Source organism: Acidobacteriaceae bacterium, from assembly GCA_028283655.1.
Taxonomy (GTDB): Bacteria; Acidobacteriota; Terriglobia; order Terriglobales; family Acidobacteriaceae; genus Granulicella.
In genome coordinates, this window is sequence record JAPWKE010000001.1 from 105,984 (window position 1) to 124,771 (window position 18,788).

Annotated in this window: 16 protein-coding genes and 1 tRNA gene; 8 read left to right on the top strand and 9 right to left on the bottom strand. The window is 58.6% G+C overall.

Annotation, left to right across the window (positions count from 1 at the left end; genetic code table 11):
* The first annotated feature begins 13 nt into the window (after positions 1-13).
* Positions 14-1,444 (top strand): TldD/PmbA family protein, encoded by a 1,431-nt coding sequence (locus PW792_00480; protein MDE1160400.1) that lies wholly within the window; start codon positions 14-16, stop codon positions 1,442-1,444.
* Between the two features lie 41 nt (positions 1,445-1,485).
* The gene (locus tag PW792_00485) at positions 1,486-3,375 is read left to right on the top strand and encodes a M61 family peptidase (GenBank protein MDE1160401.1); all 1,890 of its coding nucleotides are present in this window, start codon (positions 1,486-1,488) and stop codon (positions 3,373-3,375) included.
* A 71-nt stretch (positions 3,376-3,446) separates the two neighbouring features.
* On the opposite strand, the gene PW792_00490 is transcribed toward PW792_00485, so the two are convergent.
* Together PW792_00490 and PW792_00495 are read right to left on the bottom strand one after the other, a co-directional pair.
* Complete coding sequence (locus tag PW792_00490; GenBank protein ID MDE1160402.1) at positions 3,447-4,493, bottom strand: YihY/virulence factor BrkB family protein; 1,047 nt, start codon at positions 4,491-4,493, stop codon at positions 3,447-3,449.
* 141 nt (positions 4,494-4,634) lie between these two features.
* Entirely contained in the window at positions 4,635-5,309 is a 675-nt protein-coding gene (locus tag PW792_00495; protein MDE1160403.1) for a hypothetical protein, read from the bottom strand.
* A gap of 139 nt (positions 5,310-5,448) precedes the next feature.
* Between PW792_00495 and PW792_00500 the strand changes: the two genes are divergently transcribed.
* From PW792_00500 to PW792_00510, 3 genes are all read left to right on the top strand, one after another.
* A complete protein-coding gene (locus PW792_00500) occupies positions 5,449-6,180 on the top strand; it encodes a polysaccharide deacetylase family protein (GenBank protein ID MDE1160404.1) in 732 nt (243 codons plus the stop codon).
* Between the two features lie 255 nt (positions 6,181-6,435).
* The gene (locus PW792_00505) at positions 6,436-9,663 is read left to right on the top strand and encodes a carboxypeptidase regulatory-like domain-containing protein (protein MDE1160405.1); all 3,228 of its coding nucleotides are present in this window, start codon (positions 6,436-6,438) and stop codon (positions 9,661-9,663) included.
* 37 nt (positions 9,664-9,700) lie between these two features.
* Positions 9,701-11,206 carry a sulfatase gene (locus PW792_00510; GenBank protein ID MDE1160406.1) on the top strand — a complete coding sequence of 502 codons (1,506 nt, stop codon included), beginning with the start codon at positions 9,701-9,703 and terminating at the stop codon, positions 11,204-11,206.
* A 213-nt stretch (positions 11,207-11,419) separates the two neighbouring features.
* Here the strand turns inward: PW792_00510 and PW792_00515 are convergent.
* Positions 11,420-11,496, bottom strand: a tRNA-Arg gene (locus PW792_00515).
* 88 nt (positions 11,497-11,584) lie between these two features.
* On the opposite strand from PW792_00515, the gene PW792_00520 reads away from it, so the two are divergent.
* Positions 11,585-12,184: a DUF2911 domain-containing protein gene (locus tag PW792_00520; GenBank protein ID MDE1160407.1), complete on the top strand. Its 600-nt coding sequence runs from the start codon at positions 11,585-11,587 to the stop codon at positions 12,182-12,184.
* 138 nt (positions 12,185-12,322) lie between these two features.
* Here the strand turns inward: PW792_00520 and PW792_00525 are convergent, their stop codons facing one another.
* Positions 12,323-12,730 carry a GxxExxY protein gene (locus PW792_00525; protein ID MDE1160408.1) on the bottom strand — a complete coding sequence of 136 codons (408 nt, stop codon included), beginning with the start codon at positions 12,728-12,730 and terminating at the stop codon, positions 12,323-12,325.
* 10 nt (positions 12,731-12,740) lie between these two features.
* Entirely contained in the window at positions 12,741-14,285 is a 1,545-nt protein-coding gene (gene gcvPB, locus PW792_00530) for an aminomethyl-transferring glycine dehydrogenase subunit GcvPB (protein ID MDE1160409.1), read from the bottom strand.
* Between the two features lie 362 nt (positions 14,286-14,647).
* Between gcvPB and PW792_00535 the strand changes: the two genes are divergently transcribed.
* Positions 14,648-15,577 carry a hypothetical protein gene (locus PW792_00535; GenBank protein MDE1160410.1) on the top strand — a complete coding sequence of 310 codons (930 nt, stop codon included), beginning with the start codon at positions 14,648-14,650 and terminating at the stop codon, positions 15,575-15,577.
* The gene (locus tag PW792_00540) at positions 15,549-16,034 is read left to right on the top strand and encodes an SPOR domain-containing protein (protein ID MDE1160411.1); all 486 of its coding nucleotides are present in this window, start codon (positions 15,549-15,551) and stop codon (positions 16,032-16,034) included. Before PW792_00535 ends, PW792_00540 begins: the two co-directional genes overlap by 29 nt.
* Positions 16,035-16,312: 278 nt before the next feature.
* Here PW792_00540 and PW792_00545 read toward each other — a convergent pair whose 3' ends face one another.
* Genes PW792_00545 through gcvPA form a run of 4 tightly spaced genes read right to left on the bottom strand, consistent with a single transcriptional unit; the run spans position 16,313 to position 18,768 of the window.
* Entirely contained in the window at positions 16,313-16,534 is a 222-nt protein-coding gene (locus PW792_00545) for a hypothetical protein (protein ID MDE1160412.1), read from the bottom strand.
* The gene (locus PW792_00550) at positions 16,535-16,897 is read right to left on the bottom strand and encodes a hypothetical protein (GenBank protein ID MDE1160413.1); all 363 of its coding nucleotides are present in this window, start codon (positions 16,895-16,897) and stop codon (positions 16,535-16,537) included.
* Positions 16,898-17,413: a hypothetical protein gene (locus PW792_00555; GenBank protein ID MDE1160414.1), complete on the bottom strand. Its 516-nt coding sequence runs from the start codon at positions 17,411-17,413 to the stop codon at positions 16,898-16,900.
* Positions 17,413-18,768: an aminomethyl-transferring glycine dehydrogenase subunit GcvPA gene (gene gcvPA, locus PW792_00560; GenBank protein ID MDE1160415.1), complete on the bottom strand. Its 1,356-nt coding sequence runs from the start codon at positions 18,766-18,768 to the stop codon at positions 17,413-17,415. The genes PW792_00555 and gcvPA overlap by 1 nt, the downstream gene beginning before the upstream one ends.
* Positions 18,769-18,788 lie beyond the last annotated feature (20 nt).

The window sequence follows — 18,788 nt, forward strand, 5'->3', positions numbered from 1 at the left end:
TAGGAGTTGGTCGTTGTCGTCTCTTGAATCCACGTCTGCCGTCGAGCTTTCGCATCTGACGGAAGAAGCCGTGGCGCTTGCTTTGAAAGCGGGCGCCACCGATGCGGAGGCCGTCGCCTTTGAAGGCGATGAGTTCTCAGTCAACGTCCGTCTTGGACAGGTAGAACAGCTTACCGAATCGGGCTCGCGCGCGATCGGCATTCGAGTCTTCTTCGAAGCCGAAGGTGGCCAGCGTACGGCGTCCGTGTCTACGTCGGATCTGTCCGCAGATAGCCTTCGTACGGTGGTTGAAAACGCTGTGCAGTTGGCTCGGGTGACGGGCGTCGATCCGTTCGCAGGTCTGCCGGAGCGTGAAGCCTTTGGCTCGCTCGAGGCTGACTCGCTGGCGCTCTACTTTGAGGACGTTGATTCGCTTCCACCTGCTGAGCGCATCGAGATCGCTCGTCGCTGCGAAGCGGCGTCGATGGCGTACGACGCACGCATTCAGAACAGCAAAGGCGCAGACTTTGACCTCAGCACCTCGCGTCGTGTGATGACGAACTCACGCGGCTTTCAGGGGCAGTATCGGCGCTCGTACTGTGGCTTTTCGACGGTGCCGATTGCGCAGGATGAAACCAGCGGAATGCAGACGGGTTCCTGGTACTCCTCGTCGCGGACGCCGCGTCTACTGGAAGACCCTGAAGCGATTGGTCAGATCGCCGCACAGCGTGCGCTTCGGCGGCTCGGTGCTCGTCGTGTTCCCACGCAGCAGTGTCCTGTGGTCTTCTCTTCCGACGTTTCGCGCGGGTTGATGGCAAACCTGCTGAACGCAGCCGATGGCGATGCGATTTACCGCAACGCCTCCATGTTTGCGGGCAAACTTGGCGAGCAGGTTGCCGGCGAAAATATCACGATGATCGACGACGGCACGATGGTCTTCGATCACACCGACCCTAAGACAGGCGAAGCTCTGCGGGTGGGCGGCTACGGCACGTCTCCTTTTGATGGTGACGGACTTGCCTCGCGCCGTTCCGTCGTCATCGAGCGCGGCGTTCTCAAAGAGTTGATGCTCAACACCTACACCGCTCGCAAGCTGAACATGCAGACGACGGCGAAGGCCTCGCGTGGTCTGGCGGGCGCTCCGGGCATTGGTGGCGGCAACTACTTTCTCGAACCCGGGAGCATGACGCCGGAAGAGCTCATCGCCGACATTCCGAACGGCCTCTACGTGCTAAGCACGATGGGCTTTGGCACGAACCTCGTCACAGGGGATTACTCGCAGGGCGTCTCCGGTCTGTGGATCGAGAACGGCGAACTTGCGTATCCCGTGGAAGAGATCACCATTGCGGGCAACATGAAGGACATGTTCCGCAACGTCTCGGCTATTGCCAACGACCTTCACTTCCGCGGCTCTGGCGCTGTGCCTACCGTACGCATTGAGGGCATGACCATCGCGGGCAGCTAACTTCGTGTTGCCGCCGCGCAGGTCGCGGGTACACTACGGCCATGCGATTCCTTCCTCTCGCCATCATCTCTACTGCACTTATGGCTGCTTCGGCAGCAGCGCAAACCGCGCCGATCACGCTGTCTGTCGACCTGACCGATGCTCCGCGCCGCATTCTCCACGCTACGGAAATTATGCCGGTCACGCCCGGTGCGTTGACGCTGCTGTTTCCGAAGTGGATCCCCGGCGAGCATGGTCCGACTGGTCCCATCGATCAGAACGCGGGCCTGATTATCACCACCGAAACGGGTGAGCGCGTGAAGTGGGAGCGTGATGACGTCGATATGTTCGCGTATCACCTGACCGTGCCCACGGGCGCAACGAAGCTCACCATCAAGCTCGACTTCCTCGCCACGGCCTCTGCGCAGGGCTTCTCGGCGGGTGCATCCACGTCGGCAAACCTCGCGCTGCTTAGCTGGAACTCTGTGCTGCTCTATCCCGCAGGTATGAAGGCTGCGGACGTCTCGTTCACGCCTTCCCTCCGCATTCCCGATGGTTGGAAGTTCGGCACAGCGCTGGAGATGGCCGCCAAGCCCGACGCCACCACCACGGACTTCAAGACCGTTACGCTGGAGCAGTTGATCGACTCTCCGGTGCTTGCTGGCCGCTGGTTTCGCGAGATTCATCTAGCGTCGGACGTTTCGCCGCAGCACTTTCTTGACCTGGCTGGCGATGGCCCGGAAGACCTTGCACTTTCGGACGAGCATATCGAGAACTTCAATCGTCTCGTGCATGAAACGGGTGCGCTTTATAAGTCACGCCACTATCACTCGTACCATTTCCTCGTAACGCTCTCTGACCAGGTGGCACACTTCGGCCTGGAGCATCATCAGTCGTCGGACGATCGCGTCAGCCACTCGACCTTCTCGAACGATCAGCAGTTCATCATGAACGGCCTTCTGCTGCCGCATGAGTTTACTCACTCGTGGAATGGCAAGTATCGCCGGCCGGCAGGCCTCGCCACGGGCGACTATTACTCGCCGATGAAAGGCGAACTACTGTGGGTTTACGAAGGCCTTACCGAGTACCTCGGCGATGTTCTCGCCGCACGCTCCGGCATCTGGTCGCCGGAGATATACATCGCTCGCCTCGCCACGGTGGACGGCTACCTGAACGACACGCGTACCGGCCGCAAGTGGCGAGATCTGCAGGACACCGCTACCGCCGCGCAGGTTCTCTACTCCGCAGGAGGACCGTACGACAACTACCGCCGCAACGTGGACTACTACGACGAAGGCGAGCTGCTGTGGCTTGAGGCGGACCTGCTCATCCGCGAGAAGACCGGCGGCAAGAAGAGCCTCAATGACTTTGCAGCTCTCTTCGAAGGCTTCGGGGGCAACACCGGGCCGAAGGTCGTGCCGTACACCTTTGACGATGTCGTGAAGGGCCTGAACACGGTCGTTCCGTATGACTGGGCGACGTTCCTGCACACGCGTCTCGACTCTAACGACTTCCGCGCACCGGAGCAGAAGGGCATCGACTCGCTCTCTGGGTATAAGCTCGGCTACTCGGACAAGCCGAACTACTGGACGCAGTTGTACGAGAGCGAAGGCAGCCTGGACGCCCGCTACTCGCTCGGCCTTTATGTTGGAAGCTCCGGAACGCTGTCGGATGTGATCCTCGACAGCCCCGGCTTCAAGGCAGGTCTTGCTCCCGGCTTCCACATCGTCGCTGTCAACGGCCGTGCGTTCAGTTCTGCGCTGCTGCGCACGGCGATTCAGGATGCGAAGGGCAAGGGCCCGGCGATTGAGTTGATCGTGGAGAACACGGGTTACTACAAGATGGTTCGCCTCGACTATCACGATGGCGAACGCTATCCGTCGCTGGAACGAGTGGATGGCACGCCCTCTCGTCTTGACGACATCCTGAAGCCCATGACGCCGGCGAAGTAACTCGCAAGCCACACCGCAAATGCCACGAGGGGAGCCGATATCGGCTCCCCTCGTGACGTTGTTGTGAAGGCTCAGGCTATCTGGCCTGCTTCCATGGTGTCCGCAGACAATGGCAGTTCGCCCTTCGAAGCTAGCTCTCGCTCGGCCATGCTGGCCTGAATCTCGCTGTTCACTTCAGCGCCAAGCAGCAGCGTTAACCCGGTGACATAGAACCATGTGAGCAGGATGATCACCGCGCCCAGCGAACCGTACGTCAGCGAGTAGCTGTTGAAGAAGTGCAGATAGACGCGCAGTCCCATCGACGCCAGCACCCAGGTCAGGATACCGATGGTGGAACCCGGCGTCAGCCAGTGCCAACGCTTGTTCTTCAGGTCCGGTGCGAAGTAGTAGATCGTGCCGAAGAGCAGCATCAACAGCGAAATCGAGATGATCCATGAAAGCGTATGCAGCAGGATGGAAAACACCACGCCGATCCAATGGTGTGTGACAAAGTATGCCAGCAGCCAGCGCGATCCATAGTCGCCGGAGAAGAGCACCGTGAGGTTCAGTGTGACGATAGCGCTGAGCAGCGCCGTGACCAGAATCGCAGAGCCACGAGCCTTCCAGTACGGCCTTGACTCCTTCACCTTGTAGACGGTGTTCATGCCGTCCTGTATTGCAGAGAAGCCTACGGACGCTGACCAAAGCGCCGCAGCAATACCCAGCACGACCTTGCCGCCGGTAGAGGCCATCGCCGTTTGTTTGAAGGTCTCAATGACGATGTTGTACGCCGACGGCGGCACAATCAACGCAAGATAGTTCAGCAGATTCACGTAGATCTCGGAAGCATGTTGCGCGGCTAGACCGAGAATCGAACTTGCGCTGATCAGGGTTGGAAAGAGCGCAAAGAGGAAGTAGTAGCCAAGCTCTGCGGCGCGCGAGAGCAGGTTGTCGTCCAGAAAGGAGCGTCCAATCTGCGTGCTGATTTTGCGAAGGCTGAGTCCTTTGAGGTCCCACAGGCTCTGTAGCGGTGAGTGTGACACATGCTCCCACACACGCATCAAAAACGGATCGGCCGGGCGATGATCGCGGCTGTTGATCCGTTCGACGACGTTGCTCTTTTCGGGGGCTTCACTCACCGATGGGCGCTCCTGCAGATTCCTCTCGTGTACACACTCTCTTGTGATGCCTCGAGAGCACCCGAGCGTTGACAGACGCGGGAACAAAACGGATGCGATCTCTCACGTCATCAACAACATCGCCATTGTCTGCGGTGTGATTTACTTTGCGTTATGTTGCGTCGGTGGAGCACTGCCTGCAGCGGTGCCATCCACTGATCCCGGAGCTCCCTCGGTATTCTGCGGAGCCATCGTGGCGGCGACGGCGGCATTGCTTACATGGAAGAGCAGCGTCGCTCCTGCTGCCAGCCCTGCGTCTGTGCCCAGTGCTGGCGTTGCATCTGGAAGATCACGCTTGCCGGGTCTGCCGCGATACGTCAACACGTTAGTGCTGATGTCGACGCCGCCCACGCTCACCGCTTCGAGCGAAAACTCACCCGTAGCAATCAGCTTTCCAGCAGGCGCTGTGGCGATGACTGAAATCTCAACTGGAGTTCCTGGTTGAAAGACGCCCAGCGAAGTTTTCATGGGAGCTTTTAGCTTTGCGTGTACGGTGTCCCCGTTCTTCAAGCGTCCCGAATCGATGGCCCGTTCCAGCGTGACGGCCACAGCCGTTCCAGGAGCTACGCGAGCTCCCGATTTCATCCCCGCTACGCTGCCATGAGCAGGGCTGGCGAGTGCGCTGGAGTCGGTCGCTGCAGGCAGCGCTTTTTTCGTGGGCAGAGGGCTTGCCTGCGCGCTTGAATCTGTGGCGGGAGCGCTTTGGAACGTCTGCGCCTGAACACATACGCTCGCGAACATCCCCACCGTGACGAACATCCAGGCATAACGTCGCATCGTTCCCTCACTAGACAACTGCTGCACTACGTTGAGATGACTCCAGCAGGGCGCTTTGTTGCTCAGGCTCTCTCATCTTCTGCCTTTGGCCAGATCTTCGAGCGTCAGACCGGTGCTTTTGTTCGATACTGGAAGTGCAATGTCCAGCCCGCTTCTCATCGCGTCGACCGTCGCCACAGCCGCTGTTGCTGCAGTATCGGTTGCCACTTACGCCACGCTCAGTCCGGGCTCGCAGCTTTGCGGACGCACCCTCATTGCGGGCAATGATCCTTCGCAGATTGCACTCACCTTCGACGATGGTCCGAACCCAGCCATCACGCCTGCTCTGCTCGACCTTCTCGCGGAGCACAACGTACGTGCGACGTTCTTTGCTATCGGTCGCTTCGTTCGCTCCGAGCCCGAACTTCTGCGCCGAGTTCATGCTGCAGGGCACATCGTCGGCAACCATACAGAGACGCACCCGTGGCTCGCGTGGCAAAGCAACCGCCGCATCGCCGAGGAACTGCGCGCCTGCAATCAGGCGATTGAAGATGTGCTCGGCGCGCCGGTACGCTTCTTTCGTCCACCACACGGTGCACGCCGCACTTTTGTACTGCGCACGGCTCGTGAGCTTGGGCTCACGACGGTGCAGTGGAACTGCATGGGGAAAGATTGGATGAAGATCTCTGCCGAACAGATCGTGCGCAACCTGCAGTCCGGGATCTCGCGTGCAGAGCGCAACGGCCACGGAGCCAACCTGTTGTTGCACGACGGCTCCGACACGGGGCTCGGTGCAGACCGTCACGCTACGGTTGCGGCAGTAAGAACGCTCCTGCAAATACTGCCTAAGCGCGGCAAGCATTTTGTTACCGTCGACAAATATCTTCAGTAACTCTCTTGATGGAATCTTTCATCCGTGTTGTAATCGCCTAACGATGAACAATTTCATGACAACCATGCATTGTTGTTGCGCTCTGTCACTCGACATCGAGCGCCTGATGCTTTGTTGTGCCTAACGATTTCTTTATCTAGAGATCTTTGAGCAAACCCGGCATATAGCCGGGTTTTGTTTTGGGCGCTCCCCTCACAATTCGATTGCCTCACCACGCCTGACGCTGCGTCGTTAGGTAAGAAAGGTCGTACCTCAGTGCGCGTTCGCGTCGCTGTGCTTGCACTCCTGTCTCTCTTTGCCACTACGCTCCTTGCTCAAAGTTCCGGAACTGGAACACTTTCAGGCGAGGTTACCGATAACTCCGGCGCAGCTATTGTTCATGCTGCCGTTGTCGCTATCTCAACAACAACCGGCGCTCGCTCTTCCGCGTTCTCTGACGCACGAGGCAACTTTCGCCTACCTGCTCTTCGTGCGGACCTTTATCGCGTAGAAGCTACAGCGCCTGGCTTCAGTCGTCTCGTGCAAACAAACGTGCATCTCGATGCTGATGCGATTAGCTCGGTTACGCTCAAGCTCTCCGTTGGCGCGACGACAGATTCTGTCACCGTCAGCAGTACGCCTCCTGCGATCAATACCGAAAGCGGTTCTCTCGATACGCTTGTTACGGGCACGCAGCTTCGCGAGCTTGCATTGAATGGTCGCAACTTCACGCAGTTCCTCACGCTTGGTCCTGGTGTTAGCAGTTCGCAGTCCGGGCAACGTCTCGGCGTTGGGCAGGAGGGCAATCCGCTCACTTCAATCAACGGTGGCCGCATCAACTCCAATGCGTTTACTTACGATGGCATCCTCGCCATGGATACAGGCGGCAACCGTGGCCTGAACCTCTTTCCACCGATGGAAGCCATTCAGGAAGTGCAGATCCACAAGAGTAACTTCACTGCAGACATCGGCTCTTACGGCTATAGCCTTGTAAACGTTATTACTCGTTCAGGAGGTGATAAGTATCACGGCGACTTGTATGAAGTCTTTGCGAACGATGGGTTGAACGCACGCAATTACTTCAACACGACAAAGCCACCACTGAAAGACAACAACTTCGGTTATGACGTCGGAGGTCGTCTTCTTCCCACGTCTCACAGTCGCTTTGGGGAGAACCTGTTCTTCTTCTGGTCGGAGGCGTTTGACCGCCGCTCCGGTCCAGAGCTCACCAGCTTTACCTCTGCACCGCAGAGTACGTTCACTGCAGTAACACCGACCGCAGCACAGCGTGCAGGAGACTTCTCTGCACTCTCTACGCAGCTCATCAATCCCGCCACGGGGTTGGCCTATACGAATAATCAGGTCACGAATATTGACCCGAATGCCGCGCTGCTCGCCAGCCAATACTTTCCGCTACCGAATGCTTCGGGTGCGTCGAACTACGTCGTAAGCCCCAAGAGCCAGACTCGCTGGCGCGAAGAACTGATTCGCGTAGACGCTCTTCTCTCCGCGCGAGACAGTGTCATGCTGCGCTATGCGCACGATGCCTGGAGCCAGCAACAAGCGATTCTGAAGCCATCGAATCAGTCGTTCCCAACTATCGGTGGTTACTTCGCGAAGCCCGGTCAGAACGCTGTTCTTCAGTGGACACACACGATCTCGCCATCACTTCTTAATCAGGCAATGTTCGGCTACTCGCGCAACCAAATCACGCAAACGCCGAACAGCTCAGGCGCACGCTCTTCAAGCCTCAGCATTCCGAGCCTCTACAACGCGAACACGTACAACCTGATCCCAACTATTTCCATCAGCGGTTACTCAGCGATCGGCGCACAGGGGCTGACAAATAACACGAATAACGTGTACACCTGGCGCGATGACCTCACCGCTCAGGTCCACAGCCACGCTATCAAAACCGGCGTGAATATTCTTCGCATTCAGAAGTTCGATCGCTTTCCCTATGCGGGGCAGGCCGGCTCGTTTAGCTTTACCGGTGCGTACACTGGCAACGCTCTTGCCGATTTCCTTACGGGCTATGCCTATAGCTATGTCGAGCAAAGCAACGTGCCGAATACCTATCTCTTCTCGAACATGTATGAAGGTTATGTTCAGGATGATTGGAAAGTAACACGCAACTTCACCGTCAACCTTGGTGTTCGCGATACCGTCTTTCAGGGCGCACCAAACGGATACGACAAGTACGATCACATCTCTGACTTCGTTCCCTCGCTCTATATTGCGGCGAACGCTCCTTCTCTAACGTCGACGGGCGCACTTGTTTCGGGCACGGGTGACTCTTTGAATGGCATCATCACACCTTCGAGTTTGAAGGGACTAAGCCTTCCACGTTCCCTGACTCCTGCGCGCAATCAGATAGGCCCACGCATTGGTTTCGCGTGGTCGCCCTTCGGCTCGCCGCTCACCAGCGTTCGTGGTGGTTATGGCATCTTCTATCACTGGGACAATGACAACCACGAGAACCTGAGTGCGAATACACCGTTCTCTCAGTCGGCCACCATCTACAACACAACACTTACTGGTTTCACCAACGGAACCCAAACATTGTTCCCGCCCACGATTGCAGCGTTTGATACTCGCAAGCTGTATCCCACTGTCAGTCAGTACTCACTCACCGTGGAGCGTCAGCTCCCGTTTGCAACTGTTGCCACACTGAGCTACGTCGGCAATACGGCTCGACATCTCGACCAGACGCCTAACATCAACCAGGCTGCACCGAACGCAGCTGTGGCCGCAGGGACGGTGAACGTCAATACCGTTCGCCCATACAAGGGATACGCTGCAATTAACTACGATGTTCGCTCAGCATCGGCGAACTATAACTCGCTGCAATCGTCCATTCGCCATCGCTTCCAGAATGGTTTGTTCTTTGAAGCTTCCTACACCTGGTCGAAATCTCTGGGTGCTCTGGTCGGTCAGAACCAGTTCGTTAACGAAAGCGGACCGACAAGCTACGACCGTCGACACAGCTTCACAGCGAACTATATCTACGATCTTCCGTTCTTCCGCGGCCGTCGAGATTTGCTTGCCTACGCACTCGGTGGCTGGGAGGTAAGTGGTGTCACAAGCCTTCAGAGCGGCCTTCCCGTTACGGCAACTATCTCCGCTGATCGTGCCGGTGTTGGAAACACAAGCCAGCGCCCCAACGTTGCGGGAACGGTGACCTACAAGCATGGCAACGTGAACAATTACTTCTCCACGACAAACTTTACGCAACCCACGCTCGGCACATTTGGAAATTTAGGACTCAACACGATTCGCCTTCCAGGCCTCGATAGTACTCAGTTCAGCGTGGCGAAGAAAGGTTCTTTCAACATCACGAGCCAGCACGTGGTTACGGCGAAGTTTGAAGCGCAGCTCTTCAATGCGTTCAATCACCCGTCGTTCAACGGCGCTGGAACAACGGTTGGAGCCACTACCTTCGGCACGCTTACCTCGGCGTTGGACCCGCGCAACATTACCTTCCGTCTCAAGTTCTCTTTTTAACTCCGGCAAGCGCTGTCACCACAAGGAGAAATATCTGATGTCTAAGTTGAACGACCTTTCCCTCTCTTCCATCGAATCCTCCACGCCTACGCGACGTGAGTTTCTGCAAGGTTCACTTGCTGCAGTCGGTTCCACGCTGGCTTCGGGCAGCAGTCTTGCCGCGCTTGCTCCGCAGAGTAAGCGTAAGCGACCGAACCTCGTCTTTTTTCTCGGAGAAGGACAGCGTGCCGATGCGCTCTCCATCGCTGGCAATAAGATTCTTCAGACACCGCATCACGATCGCATCGGTCACGAGGGCATTCGTTTTGAGAATGCTTTCTGCACCAATGCGCTATGCGCTCCGGCGCGGGCTACGGCCCTCACGGGGCTCTACTCTCGCACCAACGGTGCACTCGACAACACGCGCCCGCAAGAGCCAATGGACAAGGACATTCCACTCTTTACTGAGCTTCTGCACGAAGTAGGTTACGAGGTCGCAATCCTTGGCAAGATCCACGTCCGCAATGGTGTTGAAGATCGCTACTGGGATTACTACTTCGGTCACAACAGCCCCGGTAATGACTACGCCAATCCTGTCTTCAAAGAGGGGCGCAAAGGGCAAATCGGTGAGCCGCGACGTTACAAGGGCGTCTACCCTGACGACCTTACCGTCGATCGCGCCCTCTCGTGGCTGGAAGAAGATCGCGGAGACAAACCCTTCTGCCTTCTCGTCTGGTTTGTCGCCCCGCATGAGCCGTTCTTCCGCGCACGTCGTCACTTCGATCTCTACCGCAATACCGTGATTCCTAAGCCTGCAACATTTGATGACGACCTCAAGGGATATCCCGGCAAGCCAAAGGGCTTTGTTGACGCCGAGAATAAACTCGGCACGACGTCGTCACATGTTGCCTGCGGATCACACGAGGGAGTGGTGAAGGATTACTACGCAGGCCTTGTTGCCGTGGACGAAAACATCGGACGCATCACGTCGTATCTGGAGAAGAAGAATATTCTCGACGAGACGGCGATCGTACAAACTTCGGACCACGGATACTTCCTCGGCGAGTTTCGTCTCTTTGACAAGCGCCTCATGCATGAACCGTCGATTCGTGTTCCGCTACAGATTCGTTACCCGGAGCGCATCCCTGCAGGCACGGTGCGCAGCGAGCAGGTGCTCGATATCGACCTCGCTCCTACCTTCCTCGACCTCGCAGGTGTTCCCATCCCCGCACACATGCAGGGCAAGAGCGTTTTGCCCTTGGCGAAGAGGGCAGACCCCGAGTTTCGCAAGGAGTGGTACTACGAGTACTTTGAGTGGCCTAATCCTGAGGCTGTTCGCCCTCATCGCGGCCTGCGCACAGAGCGTTACAAGCTCATCCACTACGTCTCTGACCCGCAGGAGTTTGAGCTTTACGATCTGCAGGCCGACCCGGGCGAAACCACAAACCTTTACGGAAGACCTGAACTCGCGGATCTGCAAAAGGATTTGTTCGCGCGTCTCGATGCACTGCAGAAGAAGATTCCTGCTTCCTCCAGCGTCGAGGCGCAGAAGACATCCGCATGAGCATAAACAAAGGCTGTTGCAGTCCTACGCGTATCTAGGATGGAGCGGCAAAGCCTGTCGCTCCATCCACCGTGTCTTCTTCTGTTGCCTCCACCACCGGCATGCTTTCGCTCGCCGGTGGTTCTTTTCGCATGGGGGCGATCTGACAGTGGCTCTGCTTGAAACGCAGGCTTCAGCGGCGTCTTGCTCTTTTTTGATTGTTAAAGAGGGAGATGGTGCACCCGAGAAGATTCGAACTTCTGACCTACAGCTTCGGAGGCTGCCGCTCTATCCAGCTGAGCTACGGGTGCACTTTGCAAAAATCCAGCGTCTGGCCACCTGCTACTGCGCCACACACTCAGTCTTTAGCGTAGCATGAGCCTGATGTCAGGAGCCTGTATGACCCTTCGCACGTCCCGCCTCCTTACCGTCCTCGCGACGGCCGCCCTCACCGCAACCGCCGCCGCGTACGCTCAAGATGCGGCAAAGCCTTGTCCGAATGCGCTTGTCGCTGACCATGGCAAGGCTGCTCCCGGAAAGCCGCTCGCCTCACCCGCTGGTGCGGCTGTGACGATGCTTGGCGGCAAGAAGCTGCTGATCAAGTACAACTCCCCCAGCGTGCGCTGCCGCACGGTCATGGGCGGACTTGTCCCCTACGGCAAGCCCTGGCGTCTGGGTGCGAACGCCGCGACGACCCTTGTTGCCGATGGTCCGTTGAAGATCGGTACGCTTTCGGTTCCAGCAGGAACGTACACTCTCTACGCTCTGCCCGAAGCTCCTGGCACACCGTGGCAGCTCATCGTGAACAAGCAGACCGGCCAGTGGGGAACGGTTTACGACGAGAAGCAGGACCTGGGACGTACGCCGATGAAGTACAAGGCACTTCCTGCTCCGCAGGAAGTCATGACGCTCAGCTTCGAAGGCGTCAAAGGCAAGAAGGCTGAACTCCACATGAAGTGGGAAGGTACGGATGTCTCCGTGCCGGTTGTGGCTGAGTAAGAAGTAAAAGCGAACACAGAGATCACGGTGCAGCACAGAGATACACGGAGACGTCCGTGCTTCCATCTGGCATTGAGATTTTGCGGAGTTCATTGACACGCAGTAGAGGGCCGATTTCTCCGTGCTCCACTGTGTTCCTCAGTGAACTCCGTGTTCGCTTTTATAGCCATTGATCACCCGCGCTGTACCGTCTTTCAGACGAATCGAATGAAAGTTCAGCACGTAGCCTAACTCGCGTCCAGAGAGCCGCAGATACGAGAGCAACTGAGCCCGGTGCTCATCGCAAATACCAGACACCGCTTTGATCTCCAGAATGATGGCGTCATTTACCAGCACGTCGAGGCGGTAGCCCACTTCGAGCCGAACTCCGTCATAGACGAGCGGCACCGGAACCTCAAGTTGGACGTGCATGCCTGCCTTACGCAGCTCATGAGCGAGGCACGCTTTGTAGGTGCTCTCCAGCAAACCTGGCCCTAACGCAGAATGAACTCGCAGGGCGCACTCAAGAATCCTTGTGCCCAGCGAGTTCAATTCGTTCCGATTCATTCGGGCTAGCTTACCACTCCTTCGCAGCACTCTCCGGCGTCAGCGACGTTGCCGCTACTGGAGCCTTCCAGCGCAGCACCGGCTTACGAGCAGCCGTGGTTTCATCCAGCCGCTGCAGGCGAGTCGTATGCGGCGCCGTCTTCACCAGCTCAGGATTCTCCTCGGCCTCACGCGCAATCTGCTGCAGCGCATCGATCAGAAGATCAATCTCTTCCTTCGACTCCGACTCTGTCGGCTCGATCATCATCGCGCCCTGCACGACCAGCGGGAAGCTGACGGTGTACGCGTGGAAGCCGTAGTCGATCAGGCGCTTGCCCATGTCGCCGGTCTTCACACCGTTCTTCGCCTGCAGCTTATCGCTGAAGACGACTTCGTGCATCGACGGCGCGTCATACGGCAGTTCGAACGTATCCTTCAGCTTTGCGCGAATGTAGTTCGCATTCAGCACGGCGTCTTCGGTCGTCTGGCGCAGGCCATCCGGGCCGTTGGCCAGAATGTACGCGAGAGCGCGGATGAACATGCCGAAGTTGCCGTACCACGCACGCACACGTCCCACGGTTTGTGGACGGTTGTACTCGAGGCCGAGCAGGCCGTTCTCGCGCTCAACAACTACAGGCGTCGGCAGGAACGGCTCAAGGATTTTCTTGCACGCCACAGGGCCCGAGCCCGGACCACCACCACCGTGCGGGGTAGAGAAGGTCTTGTGCAGGTTCAGGTGCATCACGTCGGCGCCGAAGTCGCCCGGACGTGTCTTGCCGCACAGCGCGTTCATGTTCGCGCCATCCATATAGAGCAACGCGCCCTTCGCGTGCAGAATGTCGGCGATCTTGTGAATGTCTTCTTCGAAGACACCGATCGTGGACGGATTCGTCAGCATCAGCGCAGCCACGTTCTCGTCGACAGCTTTCGCCAGCGCTTCGAGGTCCACCATGCCGCGTGCGTTCGACTTCAGGTTGGCGATCTGGTAGCCGCAAACCGCAGCCGTCGCCGGGTTCGTGCCGTGCGCCGAGTCCGGGATCAGGATCTTCGTCCGTGGGTTGCCGTTCGCCGTGTGGTACGCCTTCGCCAGCAGGATGCCGGTGAACTCACCATGCGCGCCGGCTGCCGGCTGCAGCGTAATCGCGTCCATGCCGGTGATCTCGATCAGTGCGTCCGAGAGCATCTTCATGATGCCCAGCGCACCCTGCGAAAGTTCTTCCGGCTGATACGGATGCGCTTCGGCCAAACCTTCCAGTCGAGCAACCAGCTCATTGATACGGCCGTTGTACTTCATCGTGCACGAGCCCAGCGGATACATGCCGAGGTCGATCGCATAGTTCCACGTTGAAAGCCGCGTGAAGTGGCGAACGATCTCAATCTCGCTCAACTCCGGCATCACGCCCAGGTCTTCACGAGCCTGCGTGCCCAGCAGGGAAGCGGCGTCCACCGCGGGAACATCCAGCTCCGCCAGGCGATAGCCCTTCTTGCCCGGGGACGACTTCTCGAAGATCAGGTCTTCGTTCTGGTTAACGTGCGTGCTTACCTTGCGGGTAGTACCGACGAACTTCTCCGACATGCAGAAAACTCCTCGCGCCCTCGGCTGCAAACACCACGATTCGCGGTGGCATTCGCGCACAGACGCTACCTCAAGCTTCTCATAGTCGACCCCGTTTTCGAGGGGCTGAGCGCGTTGGAAAACCTCACTTTGCGCGAACACCGGTGAGGAAAATTTCCATCCCATCATGCGGTTTTCCGTCTCGCTGAGTGACAAATCAGGTTCCCATAGAAATTTCCGTACGATCTTCTTCCGTTCTTCGCCATCAGCAGGCATCCACTGTCATCAGGCACACCGTCTGCCCCGCCGAGGAGATTGCGCTTTTTGCTCTCGCTCTCTTTGGGCTTTTTCTCTTCAAGACCCCACAACTCGGAGCCATTTTTATGCACCTATGGACGGAGTACGAGGGCAAAACCGTAAACGGCGACTACACCCTGGGCAGACTCCTGCGCTCAGAAGGTCGTAACGGATTTTTTGCCACCGCCGACAAGAAAGGCCAGCAGGCCGTTATCCGGCTTACTGAAGCCCACTTCGACGAAGATCAGCAACTCGCCCGCTGGCGACAGGTCTCCGTCCTCAAGCAGCCACACCTTATCGGCATCGACAACGTCGGCCGGGCAGACCTCGACGGCGTTTCGCTGACCTTCGCTCTGATGGAAAGCGACGACGCCAACCTCGAAGAAGTGTTGAAGGAGCGTCCGCTTACGACCGCTGAAGCGCTGCAGGTAGCGCGTGCCGTTACCGAGGCTCTGCAGTCACTCCACGCCAGCGGCCTCGTGCACGAACACATCGAGCCAGCCAACGTGATGGCCGTCGGTGAAGTCGTCAAGCTGCGCAGCGACTGCGTCCGCGAGTGCGTCGCCGACGGCGAGTTCCGCACACAGGAAGGCTGCGCCGAACTTCGTCGCAAGGACGTGAATGCGCTGGCCGTTCTGCTGCTGCGCTGCCTCACGCTCGACTCCGAAATCCGCCCCGGCGCCCCGCTGCCTGAGCCGTTCTATCGCATCCTCCCGGGCGCCCTCGCCGGTACACTTTCGCTCGACCAGATCAGCGCGATCCTCGGGCCGTCGGACGAGGCTAAGGCAAAGGCGGAAGCCCTCGCTGCGGAACGTGCGGCCAGCGCCAAAGCGGCACAGGAAGAGGCTCAAATCATTGCAGAAAAGACTGCCGAGCCTGTGGTCGCGAAGCCGACAGTAGCCAGTGCACCTGCGCCCAAAGCCGCAACTCCCGTTCCCGCGGCTGCCGCTGTACGCAACACCGGCAGCCGCGGAGCCCTCACCGGCTATGCCGCCGAACTTCCGCCCGCGCAATGAACATCTCGGTCGCTCGCGCGGCGAGCAGCCAGCGCAGGACAAGCGGATGATCGTTTGGGGAGCCTGCGGAGTCGCTCTTCTGGTGCTCCTCTTCGCGCTCTGGCACATGTTCTCCGGGTCCAGCAAGCCGAAGCCTGCAGCACAAACCGCTGCAGCGGTGGTTCCTGCTGCTCCGACGGCGGCAGCAGCCTCTCAGCCCGCGCCGGTCGTCGTTCCTGTCGCCCACGGCTGGCACGTCATCGCCTACACCTACAACCACGCCGGTCAGGCGCAGGCGAAAGCCGACAGCATTGCACGTAAGCACGGCAACCTCAACCCGCAGGTCTTCAGCCCCACCAGCCACGGGCCGTACCTTGTCGCGCTGGGCGGCGTGATGAGCGAAGCCGAAGCGAAGGCCACGCTGCAACGCGCACGTCGCTCCGGTATGCCGCGCGACGCGTTCATGCGCAACTACTAACCAGCGTCAAAGACCCGGCACAAGTAGCAACGAAGAAGCGGACTCTCTACAGAGAGTCCGCTTCTTCGTTGCTACCCAATCCCAAACTCAAATCTTCCGGCGTTTTGTGCTGAAGCGCTGCCATAGAGTCCATAACGAAAGCAGCGCAAGCGCAGCCTCCGACGCGCGCCGCCAGGGACTTCGATGCGGCAGATACATCGCCGCAATCCAGCAGGCAATGAGCGCAGCACCGAACAGCTGCGCGCCGACCAACCGTAACTCCGCCCTGGCTCGTCCTGTCATCGTTTCTTCTGTTGAGCGTTGTAGGCTCGTCGAATCTGAAAGTTAAAGGCCAGCGCCGTCACCGGTATCAGCACGAACGCCGCCACCAGAAACACCTTCTCCGGCACCGACTTCACCAGCACAAACAGCACGAGTAGCAATCCGCCAAAGATCGCCGCCGCATCGCGCAACATGCGCTTGCGGAAGGCGGGAGTCATCATGCGGCGAGGAGCTGCCACTTAGAACTCCTCCGCATCGTTCCCTGAACCATCTTCCGAATAGCTTCCGGCCTCTGGTCCATCGAGATCTTCTTCCCGAAGGCTGAGCGCAATCACGGTGCTCGACTCGAACTCTATGGTCAACGCCTCAAACTCTTCGAGCGAGGCCTTCGCCACCGTCTCGCCGATCTGTGCGCAGATACCGTTGCGATACTCTGGCTCACCGTAAGCGAGGGAGAAGTCGCTGAGCAGCAGATGCGGCCAGGTGTAGAGCGTCAGCATCGGGCCCTCGGAGCCGGGAGCGTCTGCAAAGCGAAGGCGCAGGTAGTCGCCGACGAACTCGACGGCGGTTAGTTCTTGCCCTTCGATAGCGCTGATGTCCATTTACTCAAACCTCTTGGGGTTGTAATAGTACGTGCGCTCGGAAGGCTGCGTCGAATCTTCTCCCGGAGCGACTACGCGATCCAGCACGCGTGTTCGATTGAATCGTAGCTTCGCGATGTAGGCCACGGACGCATCGCCGCCATGGATCGTCAAAGAGTATCCCTTGCCGACTCGCTGAAGCGAGAGCGAGACCATATCGCCGAGATCCGCATAGGCGGAGTACGGGAGCAGGATGGACTGTCCGTTGACCGCGATCTGCAGAGAATCGGTGAGCAGGCAGGGAACCCGGCCACCGGTGCAGGGCATGTTGCGCTGAAGGTCGAACTCGTCGGTCGACTCAGGAGCCTTCGTCTCATGCGTGCGAACCGTTACGGTAGCACCGTGGGACAAACTCCCAAGCGTTACGCGCGTCTCTCCATTGGCTTTCACCTGTGCGGAGGACTTCGCCTGTGCGTGAGTCAGCGCTGTTGTAGCAAGCGCGAGCATCAGCACAGGTGTCCTCAGCAGAAGTGCCACTAGAGAGCCTCCGTCACCGCATCCATCTGGGCCTTCGTCGTCAGCTCTGTGGCGCACCACAGCGAGGCGCCCTCTCCCAGCTCCGGATACCACTTCGCCAGCGACAGCCCGCCGATGATCTGCTTGTCCAGCAGCTTCGCATTCGCTGCCTCTGCAGACGAGGGAAGGGCCACGGCAAACTCATTGAAGCTCGGTCCGCTGAACAGCTTCTTCGCTCCGGCCTTCTCCAGCGCCGAACGCAGATACGCCGCCTTCGCCAGGTTCTGCTCTGCGAGTTCCTTCAGGCCTTCCTTGCCGTAGACGGTGAGGTAGATCGTCACCATCAGCGATACCAGGGCCTGGTTCGTGCAGATGTTCGAAGTCGCCTTCTCGCGGCGGATATGCTGCTCGCGCGTCGACAGCGTCAGCACAAAGCCACGCTTGCCGTTGGAATCCTTCGTCTCACCGCAAAGACGGCCCGGCATCTGGCGCAGGAACTTCTCCTTGCACGCGAGCACGCCGCAGTACGGTCCGCCGAAGCCCACCGCCACACCAAAGCTCTGCGCTTCCAGCGAAACGATGTCGGCTTCGACCGGCGGCTTCACAATGCCCAGCGAGAGCGCTTCGGCGATCGAAACGATCAGCAGCGCACCCTTCTTGTGAGCAATCTCCGCAATCGCAGCAACGTCTTCCACTGTGCCGAAGAAGTTCGGCGACTGGATCAGCACGCAGGCCGTATCGTCGCCGATAGCTGCTTCCAGCGCCGCCAGGTCAACGCGTCCGGTCTCGCGGACGTACTCCACTTCCGAAACAGGAATGCCCTGATGCTGCACCGTCGTCGTCAGCACCTCGCGGTACTCCGGGTGAACGGTACGGGCCACCACCGCGCCCGAGCGGCCGGTTACGCGCACAGCCATCATCACGGCCTCGGCGCATCCGGTCGAGCCGTCATACATCGACGCGTTGGCAATCTCCATGCCCGTCAGCTCGCAGATCATCGTCTGGAACTCGAACGTCGCCTGCAACGTTCCCTGCGCGATCTCCGGCTGATAGGGCGTATAGCTGGTCAGAAACTCACCACGCTGCACCAGCGAGTCGATCACTACCGGGCGATAGTGCCGATACGCACCTGCGCCGAGGAAGCTCGAATAGAGTGCTCCGGGCTTCGCTTCGCTGATCTCGCCGCTAGCCACATTGGCGGCAAACGCCTTAAAGCGGTCGAGCACTTCGCTCTCCGAGTGCTGGCGAGGAATATTCAGATCGCCTGTCAGGCGATACTCCGCCGGTACGCTCTCAAACAACGAATCGATCGACGGCACACCGATCGCTTCGAGCATTTCGAGACGGTCAGCAGGGGATTTGGGAAGATAGCGCATTCGAGTCTGCCTGTTCGTGT